The sequence below is a fragment of the Thiomicrorhabdus sp. genome, assembly GCF_041583835.1.
GTDB lineage: Bacteria > Pseudomonadota > Gammaproteobacteria > Thiomicrospirales > Thiomicrospiraceae > Thiomicrorhabdus.
Genome location: NZ_JBFHFC010000003.1, coordinates 35,972 through 54,320, shown reverse-complemented (window position 1 = coordinate 54,320; position 18,349 = coordinate 35,972). Strand labels below are relative to the sequence as shown.

The window sequence follows — 18,349 nt, the reverse complement described above, 5'->3', positions numbered from 1 at the left end:
GTTAGTTTAGGATTATTAGCACGGTATCTTAAATTAATAAGCTACTTAAATTGAGGTATTTAATTTATAAAAATTTACTTTAAATTTTATGTAAAAAGAGACTTATGCTTGCAGTTTTGCTTTTAATAACTGGGCGTTGATAGCGACAATGACCGTACTCAGACTCATAAATACCGCCCCTAGAGCGGGACTGATGATGAATCCGGAACCGTATAAAATGCCTGCGGCTAAAGGAATGGCGACGATATTGTAGCCGGTTGCCCAAATGAAGTTTTGAATCATTTTTCGGTAAGTCTCACGGCCGGCGGCAACTAGGTAGGCGATGTCTTTCGGGTTGCTGTTGACGAGAATGATGTCTGCGGTTTCCGCAGCGACATCGGTTCCGGAGCCGATTGCAATTCCAACATCCGCTGTCGCAAGCGCCGGAGCATCATTGATACCGTCTCCCGTCATGGCGACAAATTCCCCTTGGCTTTGAAACGTTTTAATTTTATCCAGCTTTTGATCGGGTAGAAGACCGGCGTAATAACCATCCAATCCGAGTTTATCGCTGACGCTACGGGCGACATTTTCGTTGTCGCCGGTCAACATATAAACTTTTAACCCTTTCTTTTGCAGACTTTGCACCGCGTTAAGGGAATCGTCTCGAATTTCGTCCGCGAGCGCAATGTAACCTGCAAGAACCCCATCAACCAGTACATAAACGACGGTTTCTTGTGCGTCTTCAGTGTCTGGTTCCTCCAATCGAATATGGTTTTCCGCAAGATAACCCGGACCAACCACCTTGATGCGTCGGTTTTCAACCGTCGCTTCAATACCTTCACCGGTTAATGCCATAAAGTTTTCTGCCGGTTTAATAAAGATTCCCCGTTGTTTTACCTTCTGCATGATGCCCAGTGCCAAAGGGTGTTCCGAATGGTTTTCCAAAGCGCCGGCAAGGCTTAAAATTTGCTCATCATCGAATTGATCGTTGACCGAAGCAAACCGAGTAACGCCGAAGTTTCCCTTCGTTAGCGTGCCGGTTTTGTCGAACACCATCATGGTGATTTTCCGGGCATTTTCAAATGCGGTGCGGTTGCGGATCAACAGGCCGCGTTGCGCCGAGACCGAAGTCGAAATGGCGACCACGAGTGGTACCGCAAGACCGAGAGCGTGAGGACAGGTGATGACCATGACGCTGGCCATCCGTTCCAACGCAAATACAAAGGGGTGACCTAATACCAACCAGACTGTCAAAGTGATAAAGCCGATACTCAAAGCAATGATGGTTAACCAAAATGCGATGCGATCCGCCAAATACTGCGTCTTCGATTTTTCGCTTTGCGCTTGGCGCACCATGTCGATGACTTTATGCAGATAGGCCTGTTCGCCAACTTGCTGTACTTGAACGGTAATGGAACCGTTGCCGTTGATGGTTGCGCCAATGACTTGATCTCCGGTGGATTTTTTGACCGGCTTGGATTCCCCCGTAACCATCGATTCGTTAACACTGCTTTGTCCTTCGGTAATCACGCCGTCCACCGGAATTTTTTCACCCGGACGTACTAAAACCAAATCGTCGATATTGAGGTCTTCGACACGGACTTTTAGGATTCCGCTGGAGGTTAAACGATTGGCATCGGTCGGCATCATTTCAACTAATTTCTGTAATGAACTTGACGCGCCGACCACGGATTTCATCTCGATCCAGTGCCCTAGTAGCATGATGTCGATTAAGGTCGCCAGTTCCCAGAAAAAGGTTTTGCCTTGAAGGCCGAAAGTGGTTGCAGAGCTGTATCCGAAAGCAACGCTGATTGCGACGGCAATTAAGGTCATCATACCGGGCTGTTTGCTTTTTAATTCATTGACCAGACCCGTCAGGAATGGCCAGCCGCCGTAAAAATAGATTAAACCGGAAAGTCCGAACAGCACATAGTTTGCAGCGGGAAAATCGATTTTATAGTCGAGTACGCTTTGAACTAACGGTGATAAAACCAAAATCGGTAGAGTGAGGATCAAGGCAACCCAGAAACGCTTACGGAAATCTTGGATCATCATTTTATGGTGGGCAGTATGGTCGTGTGAGTTGCGGCCATGATGATTGTGATGGCCGTGACCTTGATGGTGCCCGTCAGAAGAGGCCGGATGCTGATTGGAATGATGAGGTATCGCGTGCATGAATCCTTCCTTTGCCTTTCGACTTTGAAAAAAGAAGCACTACAGTTTTTAGTAAATCATTGAATGTACTAGAAATGCAAATAGAGTCGCGGTTATTCCCAATTTATTTTAAGGGCAGTTAAGCTTTAATTGGTTCAAGGTAACGCTGTATGTCAATTTCATCTATCTGTTCCTGTGATAGATGTCGTTCGGCGTATTGCAGGTAGACGCCGCTAGACAGGAACAGCTTGAAGACTTCATAGTCGATATGATGCTCCAGTGCCATTTTATATAGGATGTCGATGGCTTCACTAATCGGTTTGGCTTTTTTGTAGGGACGGTCTGAAGCGGTCAAGGCTTCAAAAATATCCGCAATCGCCAAAATGCGTTCCGGAATTGAAATTTCAGGCGCTTTGAGTTTTCTTGGATAACCCGTTCCGTCTAGTGTTTCATGATGGCTGGAAGCGTATTGAGGCACTCGTTTAAGTTCATTAGGAAAGGGCAGGTTTTCCAGCATTTTTATGGTGCTGATGATGTGTTCATTGATTTTAAATCGATCTTCTTTGGTTAGGGTGCCGCGAGAGATCGAAAGATTATAAAGTTCCCCTAAGTTGTATTGATGTTCCGGAATTTCCATATTGATTCGAAGTTTCGGATCGTAATGGTTTTTGTTGGTGCGCAGAATGATATGTTCCGGTTTGTCGCTCAATAACGCCTCTTCAGCAGGCAGTTCTGCCGGTTTTTCCTGTAATCGTAGTTCTTCAATAGGGGAGAGTCCGACGCGGTCATCGAAATGTCTTTGCCAAGTAATCTTAGCCAGGGATTTAAGTCGCTGGATGTCCGCTTCGTCGATGAACTCTTTGCCGACGTTGGTTTCGGCGATGAACTCAAAATCTTTGATTAACCGAGACTGTTTTTGTGACAGTTCGGCTTGAAGTTTGGTCTGTTCCTGAGGGGATTCTGACAGCTTCTTCAAATATTCGATTTCTGCATCCCGCCACAGAACCTCAAAACGCATTCGAATTTCATGGATTCTATTGTAGATGGTTTCCAGTTTAGTGCCTTTGTCGACGATGTGTTCCGGCGTGGTGATTTTTCCGCAATCGTGGAGCCAGGCGGCAATGGTAAACTCCCTCAGCTCGTCTTTAGAGCGGAAGTTGAATTCTTTGAACTCTCCGTCTTCGGTCTCCGAAGCGGCTAGGGCAAGCATAATCGCCAATTCGGGAACTCTGGCGCAGTGACCGGCCGTGTAAGGCGATTTATCATCGATGGCTTGAGCGATCAAACGCACGAAAGAGTCCATAAGCTCTTTGAGTTCGGTTTCATGCTGTTTAATTGACTGTGACATATCGACCATAGAGGAAGAGAGGTCGTTGATTTCTATGATGTGGCTTCGGATCGGATTAATTTCATCGTACTGGCGGTTCTTAATTTTTTCATTCTCCAGCGCCAACGCTCGAATAGGAACAACAATCGGGGTGGCGAAAAGCCATGAAAGCGGAAGTAACATAATCAGGCAGACGGATGTAATCAAAATCGACAGTTTTACTTTGTTAAGACTATCGGAAAGTACGTTTTTTCTGGGTACTACAACTGCAAAATATTCCGTTCCGTGAGCGGAATTTTCCGGTGATAAGTTAGTGAGGAAGACAAAAGAGTTTTGTCCTTTTATCTTCATTGGCTTTAATTGATTTTGCGATTGCGGCAGCATAATCATTTCCATAAGCTGCGGGTAGGGAACGCTGGATTTGGCTTTTGAAGATACTTTGCTTTGCATTCCGTTGAACCATTTGTTTTTTAGGAATTTCTTCTGCTCTTTGCTGATGTTCGCAAGCGCCGTTTCTATGATTTGCGCCAATTCAGGGTGGTTTTTACTCACCATGAGATGCAATTCATCCGGCAGTTTGATATCCGAGATATCTAGGTTGTCATGGAATTTGATATTGTTGATAAAGTATTGTTCTGCCGTGTGGTGCAGAATGATCCCGCTATCCAGTGTTGCATAAACTTTTCCTTGCACAACCGCTTCAATCGCCTTTCTGGATGATTCCACTTCGATAATATTGATGAGCGGGAATTGCTGCCGGATGATGGGAATGATCGACCAACCTTTGGGAATGGCAATGGATTTTCCGATAAGTTGTTTCAGGTGACTGATTCTCGGTTGGCCTGATTGGGTGACGATGGAGTATGGTAACTTAAGTATTGCTTGGCTGAGCTGTCCCAATTGTTCATTTTCCGGGCTTCGGAACACGGGCTGAAGGATTTCAAGCTCATCGCGTTTGAACATCTCCAGTAGTTCGGACCATGTATACCCATTGACGAATTCGAATTGAATGCCTGTCATGGAGGAAATCAATTTCACCAGGTCGATGGCATAACCTTTGGGTTCTCCGATTACCGAAAAATCGATAGGAGGCCAATCCATTTCGTTGGAGATTCGAACCTTTCCGAGTTGCTGTATGTACTGTCTTTGCTGATCGCTTAATTCCAGTGCTGAAGCCTTCGGTAATTCGTTATTGCCATCGTTATTTTGGTTAGAAGCGATGAGTTCGCCGTTATTTTGGTAAAGATAAATTTCACCGCCTTTACTTAACGGTTGTTTGTAAAGGTAGTCGGAAATCGAAGATAGGGCTATATCCACCGCGAGTACGGATTGAGTGGATGGAATGACGGTCGAATAAGTTTGTCCGGGCGCTTGAAGATGCTGAAATAAATATGGGGCCGTTTTATAAACCTTGTCGATTGTTGCATTGCTATACCATGGCCGTTTTCTTGGATCGTATTCACTCGCCTCTTTACGCGACACTCTATGGTTGAAGTATGCATCGTAGTATTCGAATTGCCGAAAACGTTCTTGACCGCTTCCCGTCACCCTAATGATGACCCAACGATCCGACAGGGTTGCCATTAATTGTTTGCGAACCGCCGCGTTGGTTTTTAAATTGACCAGTTCGTAGAAGTCACCGTTACCAAACCCGATATAGATCGCATAAAACAGCGGGTTATTGTTCATCATTTCCGCAAAGAGTAATCGGGCATCGGGATCAAGTTGGCCGTTTTTGATCAGATTGGGATACTTTGAGAGCAGGCGGGTGGCTTCGATGGCTTTGTTGTCTATTTCGGTGAGGTGATTACGGGTGTTTGACGCAGTGAGTTGGTATTGATCTAAGGCATGTTCAATCGCCATGGATTGACTGAAATAGTATTGCAATCCGATAGCGACCGATGCGGTGAATGCCGTGGCAAGCAGGAAGACGCTGAGCACCGTTATACGGATGGAAATCCGAAACTTATTAAGTATGTTCACTCAATACCTCTGGCTGTTTGCGATTTTAGGTAGTACGAATTCTTTTAAAACGGCTTCAGGTAATGGCTATGAGTCTATGAAACGCCTACCGGATAAGTAAATATCCTATACATATAGTGTGGTTATGTCAATTCAGTTTTGTTTCGAACTTTTTAGAGGGGAGGTGTGTCTGTATTGAAGAAAAACGGGCGTTTCCGCCCATTTATAAAAAGATTGGTGATCCGGTCGAGTTTTTAAGATAGAAGGTGTGAACTGGATTTGTTCAAAGAGGCAAATCCTCTCAGCCCGCGGCTCCAAACATTAAACCGACATAGGTTGTCAGCGCCATCGCCAGACATCCCCAGACCGACATACGGAGCGCGCCTTTAAGCATGTCGGCGCCTCCCGTTTTGGCCGCTAAAGCACCAAGAACGGCTAGAAGTAGTAATGAACTGCCGGCAACGATATAGCCGAGATTTTCCATTGGCAGTACGGCAACCAGCACGACCGGAACCGCGGCACCGGAAATGAATGAAGCGGCGGAAGCGAATGCCGCCTGTAAAGGTCGAGCCGAATGCACTTCGGTCAAGCCGAGTTCGTCGTGAGCGTGTGCCGCCAAAGCGTCATGCTCCATCAACTCCAATGCCACCTTATGTGCCGTTTCCTCACTGACGCCGCGTTCAATGTATATTCTTGCCAATTCCGCAAGTTCCGTATCCCAATCTTCTTCAATCGCCTTTTTTTCCAGTGCCAGATCGGCGGCTTCGGTATCCGCCTGGGAGCTGACCGAGACATATTCGCCTGCCGCCATAGATAAAGCGCCCGCGACTAACGCGGCGACGGCGACCAGTAAAATGTCTTCCTTGGTTGCGCCTGAAGCGATGACCCCGACCAGCAGACTGACGACTGAAATGATGCCGTCGTTAGCGCCCAATACTGCCGCTCTAAGCCAGCCCATGCGATGGCTGTAGTGATCGTCGCTGAGGTGTTCTTCAAGCATTTCTTGCGTAAAGTGTGACATAAACGGCTACCTGTTTTAGTTAAATCCTCTTAAAGATTATGGTTTTAAGAGGTTGATTAGTACGTTTTATTTGTTTTTACGGGCATTTGGGATCGATTTAAAGTCGTTATAAAGATACCGATAACGATTAAATCAGTCAAACCCGTCGGCGATGATGTTCAGCAGTTTCATAAAGGATTCTACCGATTCAATCGAAGCCGATTCCGCCATGGTGTGATAACCGGTGGTCGGAATTTGAATCGTGGTACCGTCGACCAGACCGTTGGAGGCGGCGATGATGCGCCCCATTTCGGTACTGCCGAGCGAGTGGGGAATTTTGCCTTGATCGATCAGTTTTACGTTTTCTTGTTCGACATAACGGTCTTTGTATAGAAAACTTAGGTTGTTCTGTTTACACAGGTCTTCAATCAATTTGGTGGATTGCGGGTTGAAAGAGGCGTTGGCGTCTTTTTCCCTTAGAACCACAAGTTGATTGTTGGCCGCTTCGATACTCGGAAACGGGCTGGTATCGACAACAAACAGTCGGTTGGTCGAGCCGCCGAAACGGCGAAACCATTCCAGCAGGTAACGCCAGCTTTTTCCGGCTTCTTCCTGAGCGGTGAAAAATGCCGTTCCTTGAAATCCTTGGCTGAACAGGTGCACTATCACGGCCGCGGTCAATACGTTGTCCAATTGGCCTTCCAGGCGGTTTCCTTTGATTTTTAGCTTGTCTTCAAACGCCACCGGCGTGCCCGCTACGACGCTGTCAAGGCCGTCGATTTCGAAAATCAGGTTGTTACGGAATTCGCAGATATAAGAATTTTTGATAAAGCCTTTTCCGCGATAGCTTCCCGACCACGGTTCGTAAGCGAACACCGGCACCGATTGGAAACGTTCCGTGATTTTAGACATTAATTCTTCCGACACGGCGCTGTCGAGCAGATCGGTACGGTTGGCAGAGATGAACGCCGCGTATTGGAATTCGTTAGGCCCGGTACAGACCAGGCCATGGCGGTCGATGTGCGCCGAAAACATAGTGCTGAACGGTTTGTTGCCCTGAGCGACTAATAACCCCTCGTACCAGGTGACCTTGGCGCCGCGCTCTTCCAACTCGCGTTGCAAAACCCGGAAAAAAGAATGTTCGGCACCGACCACGCTGGGTTGGCGAATAAGTGCCTTGAGTAAATCGATAAAATCGTCGCCTAGCATAGTACTTATCTTCTTATATAAGCAGAGAAAGAGAAGGTCGGGATGAGCGAACCGTCGCGCTTTTGAATCGGGGATTCAATTTCGCGATTATAGCCATTTTTTCCATTTGAATAGCGCTAATTGCATTGCCACCAATGCAATTAATATCAAAACGAAAATTAAGAAAGCCTGGGGGTTCTCCGCACCGGGAATGCCGCCGACATTAATGCCGAGCAAGCCGGTGAAAAAACCGAGCGGTAAAAAGATGGCCGCGACAATGGAAAGGACATACATGCGCTGGTTAAGTTGTTCGGACATGCGGCTCAACAACTCTTCATGCGTGACGGCGGCACGCTCGCGTACCGCATCAATGTCTTCGATATGACGGATCAGACGATCGCTGACTTCGCGCATACGAATCTGTGAAGATTCGTTCAGCCAACTGACTTTTTCGACCATCAATCGCGAGAAGGCTTCGCGCTGCGGGGAGAGGTAGCGTCGTAAAGTGATCGTCTGTCTGCGTAAATTGGACAGATCATAACGCAACGATGAACGATCGTCTGAAAGAGCGCTGTCTTCAAGTTCTCCAATGCGATCTTCGAACATATCCACGGTATCGCTCATGCGCCATACCAAACGGTCAGCCAGGCTGACGATGAAATCGGCGGAATCGATAGGGCCGTTGCCCTTTTGTAATTGTTCTAAAAGATCGTTGACGGAAATCAGGGTGCGTTTACGAGTAGTGACGATGCGTTCGTTGTCGGCCCAGATTCGTAAGGAAACCATGTCTTCCGGATCGGAACCGGGGTTTTTATTGACGCCGCGAAATGCCATTAATAAACCGTCGCCAATACTGACGGTACGCGGGCGGGTTTCTTCGGTCAGTAATGCTTCGGTCACTAACGTTTCCAAACCGCTGTGGTTTTGAATCCAGTCAATGGCAAAGGGATCGGTGTAGTCGAAATGCAACCATATCCTGCCGTTTTCCGGCGTCCATTGTTGTACTTTGTCCCAATGCAGAAACCGACCGCCGCCTTTGCCGTCAAGTAAAAAAGCATGCATCAGTCCTGTTGGATTGGTTGGAATATTCATAAAAACTCGCTTTTTTAAGTCGGCTGACCGATTCGGTTTCGTTGCGTGCCGCTAAGCCGAAATTCGTTTGCTTAAAATGCTATCACATTTTGCTTGAGTTGGATTAAATGCGTTTTCTCCGATGACATTGGACATAAGCCTGTTGTGTGCCAATGGAGTGTTGATAAATAATGACGAAGCCATGCGCTTAATTGCACTGGCCTGTAAAAAAGGCATAAAATGAATCCATTAAATTTTAGAGGGTAAAGCAATGAAACATCGTAGTCGTGTTTTATTAGGTATCTCGTCGTTACTGTTAAGTTTGTTTTTAGTCGGTTGTAGCGGTTTTCCGGTCAATCAGGATTATGACGTCAACGCCGATTTCAGTAAAATCAAAATCCTTCAATGGTTGCCTGAATCGCAGCAGAGTATTCCTAAGGCGAGCGATTACGCTAAGCAAAACCCCTTGATTGCGAAACGGATCGAGAACGCCATTGCCGCGAACTTGTCAGCCAAGGGTATGATTTTGGCACCGGATCAGGCCGACGCCTTTATTACCTATCATGTAGTGGTTAAGAAAATGTTGCGTTCGGAACCGGCCAGCCCTACGTTCGGTTTCGGTTATTGGAGTCATCATGCCGGAATCATGTTCCATACCCCACCTGAAATTTATGAATACGAAGACGGTACTTTGATCATCGATATTATTGATTTAAAAGGAAATCTATTGTGGCGCGGTTCCAGTAATACCTATCTGGTCGAACAGGAAACGCCAACGAAAACCACTGAGTTAGTCAATGCGGTGGTTGCAAAAGTGATGGCTCAGTATCCGCCTAAAATCGTCCAATCGGCAAATTGACGTTAATTGAAAAGAATGGATGAATGTTCTGTTTTGAGACGGCTTTGGCTTGTGAAAAAGGTCGAAGCCCAGTATGCTTTGCTGCCAATTGAAACCTGAACAAACGAATGACGGAAACGTGTAATGCAAAATATCGAAACGCTTGAAGAATTGGAACAGTTGAAGCAGTCGGAAGACGCCTTGTTGATATTGTTTGGCGGAAAAGAGTGTAATGTGTGCCACTCCATCAAACCTAAATTAATCGAGTTGATGCAGGAGCACTATCCGAAGGTAAAACTGGTCTATGTGGACTGTCATGTGGTAACCGATATCTGTTCGCAGAACAGCATTTTCACTTTGCCGACTTTGCAGGTGTTTTTTACCGGACAGCGTTTTATTGAAGAGGTTCGCAGTTTCAGTCTGCAAAAGGTCATGCAGGATCTGGCACGACCCTATTCGATGGTGTTTTCCGATTAACGGAAAACCTTTCTTCTGACGTTTTCCTTAACGCTTGCCGTCGCCGCCGGCTTTAATCAATAAACGATCCAACCAGCGATTCGGCAGGATCCGTTTTAAAATCGCAAACGCTTTAGTCGGCACGGTGACCCGGTAACGGATTTTAGCCAGTGGTTTTTGTAGAGCATGAATCACACAATCGCTGACCGCTTCCGGCCCCAATGTAAACGGGGCGCTTGGTCCGACGGTTTCCAATCGGTCGATCATCGATTGATACTGCGCTTGATGCGCACTCCCTTCCATTTTGATCCAACGTTTGAACTGTTCGTAGGCGTTCTTTCTGAAATCCGAGAGAATCGGTCCCGGTTCGATCAGGCTCACTTGAATATTGTCTCGTTTGACCTCTAAGCGTAAGGTGTCGGCAAAGCCTTCAATCGCGAATTTACTGGCGTTGTAAGCACCTCGGTATTGCATGGCGGCAAATCCTAGAATCGAACTGTTGTAGAGGATTTTCCCGTGACCTTGCCGACGCATGATTTTCACCACGGCATTGGTTAATTCCTGGGTGCCGAACACATTGGTTTGGAACTGATGCAGCATCGCTTCACGACTTAAATCTTCGACCGCACCCGGCAGGCCGAATGCGCCGTTATTAAAGAGAGCGTCGATTTTTCCGTTGGTTGCCTCCAGTGCTTTTTCCAGACCCGAACGGATCGAATCACTGTCGGCCAGGTCGAGTTGAAAACAGGTCAGGCCTGATTGTGTCAGGCGTTCGACGTCTTCTAAATCACGGCAGGTGGCGATGACTTGGTAACCCATTTTATGTAAGGTCTGTGCGCAATGATAGCCGATGCCGGTTGAACAGCCGGTAATCAAGACGCTGCTAGGCGGCAAAAGTGAACGTTTCATAGAATTTAATCAGCTTGTTTGATAGAGCCGATAGTCTAAAGTAAAACCAATCCAAGGCCAACCATTGCCGTCATCGCTTGATTTGCAAACGAGTGACGTTGTGAGGCATGCTAGTTGCTTTGCTTTTATCTTAAATGATTTATATAGAATGAAGACGATTGAGGAATTTATGAAAAATCGCGTGTTTATAGGGCTGACGGCGTTATCTTTGGCAAGTGCGGTCTTGTTATCGGGTTGTAACATGGCAAACAGTGCCGATGGCGGCAGTACTCCACAGACGGATCTTACCGAACCGAGCGCAGCGGTCAGCATCCTGAGTGCCGTACCGGTTGCGGACGACGATGGTTATTATGTGGAAAGAAGTACTTTGTCGGTCAGTGCGAGCGCGGTTGGTTCTCTGGGTTCCAGTGTGACTTGTTCGACCAGTTTGGATCACAAGTCGGCAATCGCGACGGAGTTTACGACTCTGGAAACGCTCGGTGGTTGCGGTACTAAGAGCTTCAATCTGTATAACGGTGCCGGTGTGTATCGAATCAAACTGACGGCAACGGATGCAAATTCGATGGTGGCGGAAGATCAAAAGTTTGTGATTGCCGTCCCCACGGCGATTGCCGATACCCCTTATCTTAGTGCGGATTTTGCATTTACAACGAGTTCCGATGTTGCGAACCTGTTTGATGTTTATTTGGATGCCACTTCGTCCACGAAGGGCGAAACCGGCGATATCGCGACTTATACGTGGCAAGTCCGTCTTAAGCAGGATGACGGTGACGAAACCTTGGTGAGCACGGTCGGGCCGATGGGTAGTCCGGTGACGACGGTGACCGTCAATCAAGACGGAATCTACGTGGTTAGGTTGACGGTTGTGGATACGTCGGATCAGGTGGCTAGCACGGAAAAGATGTTTTCGGTGGATACCGCCAATACCTTAATAGCCGATTTTAGTGCAACGATTCCTGCTGCCGCTCCGGTCAACATTAGTGTGGATGCTTCTTCCAGTACCGTTTCGGCCGGTGTCGATCATTATGTATGGGAAGTCTCCACGATCGGTGCAGCAACCGATTCCGTCATCTATCGTCTGACGGTCGAATCAGCGACCACTGTATTGCCGATTGTGAGCGCCGGCAACTATCTGATCACGCTGAAAGTGATCGATACGTTGGGGAATGAACACCAGATCAGTCGCGTGATCACGGTTTCTTAAACCTTACGGATTTGCGAATTCATTTAACGTCGGCCGGAATGAACGGGTTTGTTTGTTCCAGCTGGCGATCTTCAAGCTTTACCCTGTGTTTCCAGTCTTTGTTTTTTCCATTACTTTCGTTATCAAATCTCCTTTAAATTCATTTATAATACTGCGTTTGGTCTCATGAATAATGGCATGGCAAATGTGGGTGGAAATGGGTAATGACAATCCTTAAGCGTTATCTGATTGCGGGGCTTTTGGTATGGCTGCCGTTAGGTGTTACCATTGCGGCACTGATTTTCCTGGTGAATTTCTTTGATCGAAGTTTGCTGCTGCTGCCGCAGGCATATCGGCCGGAAGCGCTACTCGGATTTAATATTCCGGGGCTGGGAATTTTGCTTTCCTTGGGGTTGATCATCCTGACCGGAATGTTGGTCGCCAACTTTTTAGGCAGTAAATTGATCCGTTTCTGGGAATCGATTTTGGCGAGGATTCCTTTAGTCAGATCGATTTATACTGCGGTCAAGCAAATCTCTGAGGCTGTGTTCGGTTCGGGTGAACAGACTTTTCAGAAGGTGTATCTGATTCAGTATCCGCGTGTCGGGTTATGGACGTTGGCTTTTCAGACCAGTACCCAGATGGGCGAAGCGCAGGCGCGTACCGGGCTGAATGAAGTGGTTAACATGTTTGTGCCGACTACGCCGAATCCGACGTCGGGATTTTTTATCATGGCGTCCAGAAACGAAATTATCGAGCTTGATCTGAATGTGGATGAGGCTCTTAAAATGGTGATCTCGGGCGGGGTGGTTGTACCGCCTTGGGATGAACTGAAAAAACAGGAATATGTTCGCTCTAGACTTCCGTCGGAATCGCCGGAGCAGAATAAGATATCGATAAACGATACGCACGAATAAGTTGCGTCGCGTTTGTTTGCAGTAAATTAACGACATTTTGAGTCATATTGAGTAAAAAGGTAAAAAATATTATGCGTACACATTATTGTGGGCAAGTAACGGAAGCTTTAATTGATCAGCAAGTCACGGTAGCCGGATGGGTTCATCGTCGTCGTGACCACGGTGGGGTGATTTTCATCGATTTACGTGACCGTGAAGGTTTGGTTCAGATCGTGGTCAATCCGGATACGGCTGAAATTTTTGCTAAAGCGGAACGTTTGCGTGCGGAATGTGTATTGAAAATTACCGGTAAGGTCATTCCTAGAACGGAAGGCACCATTAATCCGAACATGGCAACCGGTAAGATTGAAGTTGTTGCCACAGAGTTGGATGTGTTGAGCATGGCGGAACCGATTCCGTTCCAGTTGGACGAGAAAAACGTCGGTGAAGAAACGCGTTTGAAATACCGTTATATCGATTTGCGTCGCGAAGAGATGCAAAAGACCTTGAGATTGCGTTATGAAGTGACTCGCACGATGCGTCGTTATTTGGATGACCATAACTTTATGGACATCGAAACGCCGATTTTGACTAAATCAACGCCGGAAGGGGCGCGTGATTATTTGGTACCAAGCCGTACTCACGCTAATAAATTCTTTGCATTGCCTCAGTCTCCACAGCTGTTCAAGCAGTTGTTGATGATGTCCGGTTTTGACCGTTACTATCAAATCACGCGTTGTTTCCGTGACGAAGATTTGCGTGCAGACCGTCAACCGGAATTTACCCAGTTGGATATCGAGACTTCTTTTATGGAAGAAGACGCGGTCATGAACTTGATGGAAGGTTTGACTAAAACCATTTTTAAAGAGAGTATCGGGGTTGAGTTCGATTACGACTTCCCGCGCATGCCTTATGCTGAAGCGATCCAGAAATACGGTATCGATCGCCCAGACTTGCGTATCGATATGGAATTGGTGGATGTGGCCGATCTTCTGCAAGACATCGACTTTAAAGTGTTCGCCGGTCCGGCTAAAGATCCTAAAGGTCGTGTTGCGGCCTTGAAAGTTCCGGGTGCCGCCACTATGTCTCGTAAAGAGATCGATGAATATACCAAGTTTGTCGGAATCTACGGTGCAAAAGGTTTGGCTTACATCAAAGTTAACGATCTGTCTGCCGGTATTGATGGTTTGCAGTCGCCGATCGTGAAGTTCTTCCCTGATCAGGTGATGGAAGTCATGGAACGCGTTGGCGCACAAGACGGCGATATCGTATTCTTCGGTGCGGACAGCGCTAAAGTGGTTAACGAAGCTTTAGGTGCGTTGCGTGTCAAGATCGGTGAAGACTTGGGGATGTTGAACGGTGAATGGAAACCGTTGTGGGTTGTTGACTTCCCGATGTTTGAGGAAGATGAAAAAACCGCACGTATGACGGCGATTCACCATCCGTTCACGCAGCCGAAAGCGACGACGGAAGAAATTCTGAATCATGACGAACCGCATCAAATGCTGTCGAAAGCGTACGATTTGGTTATCAACGGTCTTGAAGTCGGCGGTGGATCGGTGCGTATTCACGATACCAATATGCAGGCGGCGGTCTTCAAGTTATTGGGCATTTCGGACGAAGAAGCGCAGGATAAGTTCGGCTTCTTGTTGGATGCATTGAAGTACGGTTGTCCTCCGCATGCGGGTATGGCTTTCGGTCTGGATCGTTTAATCATGATTCTAGGCAAAATCGATTCGATTCGTGATGTTATCGCGTTCCCGAAAACCCAGTCTGCGGCGTGTCCGTTAACCGAAGCGCCCGGTATGGTCGATGATGCCCAGCTAGCCGAATTGGCATTACGTTTCAGAAAGTTCGGTCAAGAAAAAGCCTGATCTAAAAAAGGGACGCAATGCGTCCCTTAATCAAATTTGTGAGGTCAATTATGTCTGAACAATCCTATGACATTCCCGTCGGCCTAGAGAGTCGAATCAATCGACTTGCCGAGAATGCCAATATTCTTCCGCCTATGAGCGATTCCGAAAAGCAGTCGTTGCGCGAAAAAATCAAACGCCTGTTAAAACAACGCAATGCACAATTGATTGCCCATTATTACGTCGACGCCGACTTACAGGCTTTGGCCGAAGAGACCGGCGGAATCGTCGCCGATTCATTGGAAATGGCAAACTTCGGCGCACATTCCGACGCGAAAGAGTTGGTGATTTGCGGGGTGCGTTTCATGGGCGAGACCGCCAAAATCATGAGTCCCGAAAAGACGGTTCTGATGCCTGATTTAGACGCGACCTGTTCTTTGGATGTAGGTTGTCCGGCTAAAGAGTTTGGCGAGTTCTGTGCGCAACATCCCGACTACACTGTGGTGGTTTATGCCAATACGAGTGCAGAAGTCAAAGCGATTGCCGACTGGGTCGTTACCTCGGGTAATGCGTTGCAGATTGTCAGCCATCTGAAAGAAAAGGGCGAAAAGATCATTTGGGCGCCGGATCGCCATTTAGGTGATTGGATTGAAAAGCAGACCGGTATCGAGATGCTGCGTTGGCAAGGGCATTGTATTGTCCACGACGAGTTTAAATCTTACGAACTTGAGCAGTTGATCAAACAACACCCGGACGCCAAAGTATTGGTGCACCCGGAATCACCGGCGGAAGTGGTGGCATTGGCCGACGTGGTCGGTTCGACTAAGGTATTGTTGAATGCGGTTACCACCATGCCGGACGACACTTTCATCGTTGCCACCGACTATGGTTTGTTTTATAAGATGAAACAGGCCGCGCCTAAGAAAAATCTGATTGTCGCGCCGACCGCCGACCGTGAACATCAATGTGTGAGTTGTGCCCACTGTCCGTGGATGGCGATGAATAACTTGAAGAATCTGGCGGAATGTCTGGAAAATCAAACCGGTGAAATCCTGCTTGACGAGGAAGTGCGTATCAAGGCTTTGGAGTCGGTTGAGCGTATGTTGACGTTTTCCAGAGAGCAGGGATTGGTCGCTTCGGGCCAGACTTCAAAATAATCGAAATATGCTATTGCGCTCAACGTCGAGTGCAATAGATGCGAATAGTAAATTTGAACCGCATTCAGTCGGAATTACTTCGATATTAGGTGGGTTCAAACTTATTTTATCTGTAGAATGATGAGTTGGTTTGGTAGAGTATTTCTGCCGTTACATCAACGCAAACCAGGCCTGTCGGTTTAGTAAAGTTTGAGGTTCGTTTTGAGCGCCATAAAACGTGTATTAGGGATTGATCCGGGTTCTCGTAAAACCGGTTTCGGTTTGATCGAATCGGGTCGTTACCATCCTAATTATTTGGTAAGTGGCGTGATTCGGGTTGAGAAGTTTTCCGGTGCGGAACGATTGAAAATCATTTTTGAATCGGTCTGCCAGATCATCGATCAATATCAACCCAGCGTTATGGCGATCGAGAAGGTGTTTGTATACAAAAACCCAAACTCGGCCATCAAACTTGGGCAGGCACGCGGTGTCATATTATGCGCGGCGGCCATTAAAAACGTTCCGATTATGGAATATACTCCCACACAAATAAAAAGTACCATCGTCGGTAAAGGTCATGCGGGCAAGACTCAGGTTCAGTATATGGTTCAAAACCTATTGAAATTGACCGATTCTCCGCAAGAGGACGCTGCCGATGCGTTGGCGTGTGCATTATGCCATGACCGCTATATGACGTTGGGAATTGACGCAGAAACCCTTTCCAAGGGCACGAAATTTTAAGGAATAATGGATGATTGGATTTTTAAGAGGCACTTTGGTTCAGAAGCAACCGCCGATGTTGGTGCTGGATGTTCAGGGTGTCGGGTATGAAGTGGAAGCACCGATGTCGACTTTTTATCAGCTTGAAAATACCAATGATACCGTGACGATTCTGACGCATATGCATGTACGCGAAGACGCCATGTTGTTGTTCGGATTTGCTTCCGAGTCGGAACGCACCCTGTTTAAAACTCTGATAAAAGTGAACGGTGTGGGCGCCAAAATGGCCTTGGGTATCTTGTCTGCCATGTCGGTGAACGAGTTCTGTTCTTATGTCGATGCCGCTGACGTCACCGCTTTGACCCGTATTCCCGGCGTAGGCAAGAAAACCGCCGAGCGTTTGCAGATCGAAATGCGCGACCGTCTTAAACCGATTATGGAATCCGGTTTGTTCGGTTACGAACCGGCAACGGGTACCAATGCCGCGAATGCACCCGCTCAAACCATGTTCAGTAGTGTTCAACAGTCTGCGTGTGATGCGTTGATGGCTCTGGGTTATAAACCGCCGCAAGCGGAAAAGATGGTGCAATCGGTGTTTGACGAAAGTTTGTCGTTGGAAGAAGTGATTAAGCGCGCTTTGCAAGGGATCAAGATCTAAATGATTGAAACCGATCGTATAGTAGGGAATCAAGAGACGGTAGACGATATCTATACGCAACCGTCGGTTCGTCCTACCCAGATTCATGAATATATCGGGCAACAGGCTGTGCGTGAGCAATTGCAGTTGTCCATGGATGCGGCCAAAATGCGCAGCGAGCAATTGGACCACGTTCTGTTGTACGGTCCGCCGGGATTGGGTAAAACCACCTTGTCCAATATCATTGCTCAGGAAATGGGGGTGACCTTAAGACAGACTTCCGGCCCAGTGCTTGAGAAGCCGGGTGATTTGGCCGCGATTCTGACACGTTTGGAACCGCACGACGTTTTGTTTGTCGATGAAATCCACCGCTTAAGCCCGATCGTCGAAGAGGTGCTTTATCCGGCGATGGAAGATTTTCAGATCGACATCGTCATCGGCGACGGACCGGCGGCGCAAAGTGTTAAAATCGATATTCCGCCTTTCACTTTGGTCGGTGCAACGACGCGTGCCGGTTTGTTGACCTCGCCGCTACGCGATCGTTTCGGTCTGGTACAGCGTTTGGAATTTTACTCGGACGAGGAGTTGACGCAGATCGTCACTCGTTCGTCCAATATTTTAGGAATGCATTCGGAATTGAGCGGTGCTTATGAAATCGCCAAGCGTTCTCGCGGTACGCCGCGAATTGCTAACCGCCTGTTACGACGTGTGCGCGATTACGCACAGGTAAGAGGTGACGGTATCATTACCGCCGAGATTGCCGATTTGGCATTGAACTTATTGGAAGTCGATCCGTTAGGATTGGACAAGATGGATGGCCGTTATCTGGAAACCCTGATCGACAAGTTCGACGGGGGGCCGGTCGGCATAGACAGCCTGGCAACGGCGCTAGGTGAAGAACGCGGCACGATTGAAGACGTGATTGAACCGTTTTTGGTTCAACAGGGTTTTTTGGTCAGAAGTCCGAGGGGACGTTTGGCGACGCGCCGTGCGTATGAACATTTAGGAAGAATCTATCCGCAAAAGGGTAATTAGAA

At 47.4% G+C, this 18,349-nt stretch carries 15 protein-coding genes; 9 read left to right on the top strand and 6 right to left on the bottom strand.

Going from position 1 to position 18,349, the window contains the following annotated elements:
• Positions 1-102: 102 nt before the first annotated feature.
• The 5 genes from ABY044_RS02555 to zntB all read right to left on the bottom strand — a co-directional run bounded on the left by ABY044_RS02555 (position 103) and on the right by zntB (position 8,705).
• Complete coding sequence (locus ABY044_RS02555; RefSeq protein WP_373017841.1) at positions 103-2,157, bottom strand: copper-translocating P-type ATPase; 2,055 nt, start codon at positions 2,155-2,157, stop codon at positions 103-105.
• 118 nt (positions 2,158-2,275) lie between these two features.
• Positions 2,276-5,446: an HD domain-containing phosphohydrolase gene (locus tag ABY044_RS02550; protein ID WP_373017839.1), complete on the bottom strand. Its 3,171-nt coding sequence runs from the start codon at positions 5,444-5,446 to the stop codon at positions 2,276-2,278.
• Between the two features lie 280 nt (positions 5,447-5,726).
• Positions 5,727-6,446 (bottom strand): VIT family protein, encoded by a 720-nt coding sequence (locus ABY044_RS02545; protein ID WP_373017837.1) that lies wholly within the window; start codon positions 6,444-6,446, stop codon positions 5,727-5,729.
• A 132-nt stretch (positions 6,447-6,578) separates the two neighbouring features.
• Positions 6,579-7,634 (bottom strand): peptidase M42, encoded by a 1,056-nt coding sequence (locus ABY044_RS02540; protein ID WP_373017835.1) that lies wholly within the window; start codon positions 7,632-7,634, stop codon positions 6,579-6,581.
• Between the two features lie 87 nt (positions 7,635-7,721).
• Complete coding sequence (gene zntB, locus ABY044_RS02535; protein ID WP_373017833.1) at positions 7,722-8,705, bottom strand: zinc transporter ZntB; 984 nt, start codon at positions 8,703-8,705, stop codon at positions 7,722-7,724.
• A 250-nt stretch (positions 8,706-8,955) separates the two neighbouring features.
• On the opposite strand from zntB, the gene ABY044_RS02530 reads away from it, so the two are divergent.
• Both ABY044_RS02530 and ABY044_RS02525 read left to right on the top strand, forming a co-directional pair.
• On the top strand, positions 8,956-9,543 hold the full coding sequence (locus ABY044_RS02530) for a DUF4136 domain-containing protein (protein WP_373017831.1): 588 nt from the start codon (positions 8,956-8,958) through the stop codon (positions 9,541-9,543).
• A gap of 123 nt (positions 9,544-9,666) precedes the next feature.
• Positions 9,667-9,999 (top strand): thioredoxin family protein, encoded by a 333-nt coding sequence (locus tag ABY044_RS02525; protein ID WP_373017829.1) that lies wholly within the window; start codon positions 9,667-9,669, stop codon positions 9,997-9,999.
• Between the two features lie 27 nt (positions 10,000-10,026).
• Here ABY044_RS02525 and ABY044_RS02520 read toward each other — a convergent pair whose 3' ends face one another.
• Positions 10,027-10,887 carry an SDR family oxidoreductase gene (locus ABY044_RS02520; RefSeq protein WP_373017827.1) on the bottom strand — a complete coding sequence of 287 codons (861 nt, stop codon included), beginning with the start codon at positions 10,885-10,887 and terminating at the stop codon, positions 10,027-10,029.
• A gap of 148 nt (positions 10,888-11,035) precedes the next feature.
• Between ABY044_RS02520 and ABY044_RS02515 the strand changes: the two genes are divergently transcribed.
• The 7 genes from ABY044_RS02515 (at position 11,036) to ruvB (ending at position 18,347) form a co-directional block, all read left to right on the top strand.
• Positions 11,036-12,091, top strand: coding sequence for a hypothetical protein (locus tag ABY044_RS02515; RefSeq protein ID WP_373017825.1), 1,056 nt, complete (start codon positions 11,036-11,038; stop codon positions 12,089-12,091).
• A 203-nt stretch (positions 12,092-12,294) separates the two neighbouring features.
• The gene (locus ABY044_RS02510; protein ID WP_373017823.1) at positions 12,295-12,987 is read left to right on the top strand and encodes a DUF502 domain-containing protein; all 693 of its coding nucleotides are present in this window, start codon (positions 12,295-12,297) and stop codon (positions 12,985-12,987) included.
• A 71-nt stretch (positions 12,988-13,058) separates the two neighbouring features.
• Positions 13,059-14,840 (top strand): aspartate--tRNA ligase, encoded by a 1,782-nt coding sequence (gene aspS, locus ABY044_RS02505; RefSeq protein WP_373017821.1) that lies wholly within the window; start codon positions 13,059-13,061, stop codon positions 14,838-14,840.
• Between the two features lie 50 nt (positions 14,841-14,890).
• Positions 14,891-15,976: a quinolinate synthase NadA gene (gene nadA, locus ABY044_RS02500; RefSeq protein ID WP_373017819.1), complete on the top strand. Its 1,086-nt coding sequence runs from the start codon at positions 14,891-14,893 to the stop codon at positions 15,974-15,976.
• Positions 15,977-16,186: 210 nt separating this feature from the next.
• Positions 16,187-16,696: a crossover junction endodeoxyribonuclease RuvC gene (ruvC, locus tag ABY044_RS02495; RefSeq protein ID WP_373018052.1), complete on the top strand. Its 510-nt coding sequence runs from the start codon at positions 16,187-16,189 to the stop codon at positions 16,694-16,696.
• A 10-nt stretch (positions 16,697-16,706) separates the two neighbouring features.
• Entirely contained in the window at positions 16,707-17,333 is a 627-nt protein-coding gene (gene ruvA, locus ABY044_RS02490) for a Holliday junction branch migration protein RuvA (RefSeq protein ID WP_373017817.1), read from the top strand.
• Positions 17,334-18,347 carry a Holliday junction branch migration DNA helicase RuvB gene (gene ruvB, locus ABY044_RS02485; RefSeq protein WP_373017815.1) on the top strand — a complete coding sequence of 338 codons (1,014 nt, stop codon included), beginning with the start codon at positions 17,334-17,336 and terminating at the stop codon, positions 18,345-18,347.
• Positions 18,348-18,349 lie beyond the last annotated feature (2 nt).

Excerpts from the sequence above, each read along its gene's own strand:
- ABY044_RS02555 (WP_373017841.1), bottom strand. The coding sequence starts at position 2,157 with ATGCACGCGATACCTCATCATTCCAATCAGCATCCGGCCTCTTCTGAC.
- aspS (WP_373017821.1), top strand. The coding sequence starts at position 13,059 with ATGCGTACACATTATTGTGGGCAAGTAACGGAAGCTTTAATTGATCAG.
- ABY044_RS02510 (WP_373017823.1), top strand. The coding sequence starts at position 12,295 with ATGACAATCCTTAAGCGTTATCTGATTGCGGGGCTTTTGGTATGGCTG.
- ruvA (WP_373017817.1), top strand. The coding sequence starts at position 16,707 with ATGATTGGATTTTTAAGAGGCACTTTGGTTCAGAAGCAACCGCCGATG.
- ABY044_RS02520 (WP_373017827.1), bottom strand. The coding sequence starts at position 10,887 with ATGAAACGTTCACTTTTGCCGCCTAGCAGCGTCTTGATTACCGGCTGT.
- ABY044_RS02525 (WP_373017829.1), top strand. The coding sequence starts at position 9,667 with ATGCAAAATATCGAAACGCTTGAAGAATTGGAACAGTTGAAGCAGTCG.
- nadA (WP_373017819.1), top strand. The coding sequence starts at position 14,891 with ATGTCTGAACAATCCTATGACATTCCCGTCGGCCTAGAGAGTCGAATC.
- ABY044_RS02540 (WP_373017835.1), bottom strand. The coding sequence starts at position 7,634 with ATGCTAGGCGACGATTTTATCGATTTACTCAAGGCACTTATTCGCCAA.
- ABY044_RS02530 (WP_373017831.1), top strand. The coding sequence starts at position 8,956 with ATGAAACATCGTAGTCGTGTTTTATTAGGTATCTCGTCGTTACTGTTA.
- ABY044_RS02545 (WP_373017837.1), bottom strand. The coding sequence starts at position 6,446 with ATGTCACACTTTACGCAAGAAATGCTTGAAGAACACCTCAGCGACGAT.
- zntB (WP_373017833.1), bottom strand. The coding sequence starts at position 8,705 with ATGAATATTCCAACCAATCCAACAGGACTGATGCATGCTTTTTTACTT.
- ruvB (WP_373017815.1), top strand. The coding sequence starts at position 17,334 with ATGATTGAAACCGATCGTATAGTAGGGAATCAAGAGACGGTAGACGAT.
- ABY044_RS02515 (WP_373017825.1), top strand. The coding sequence starts at position 11,036 with ATGAAGACGATTGAGGAATTTATGAAAAATCGCGTGTTTATAGGGCTG.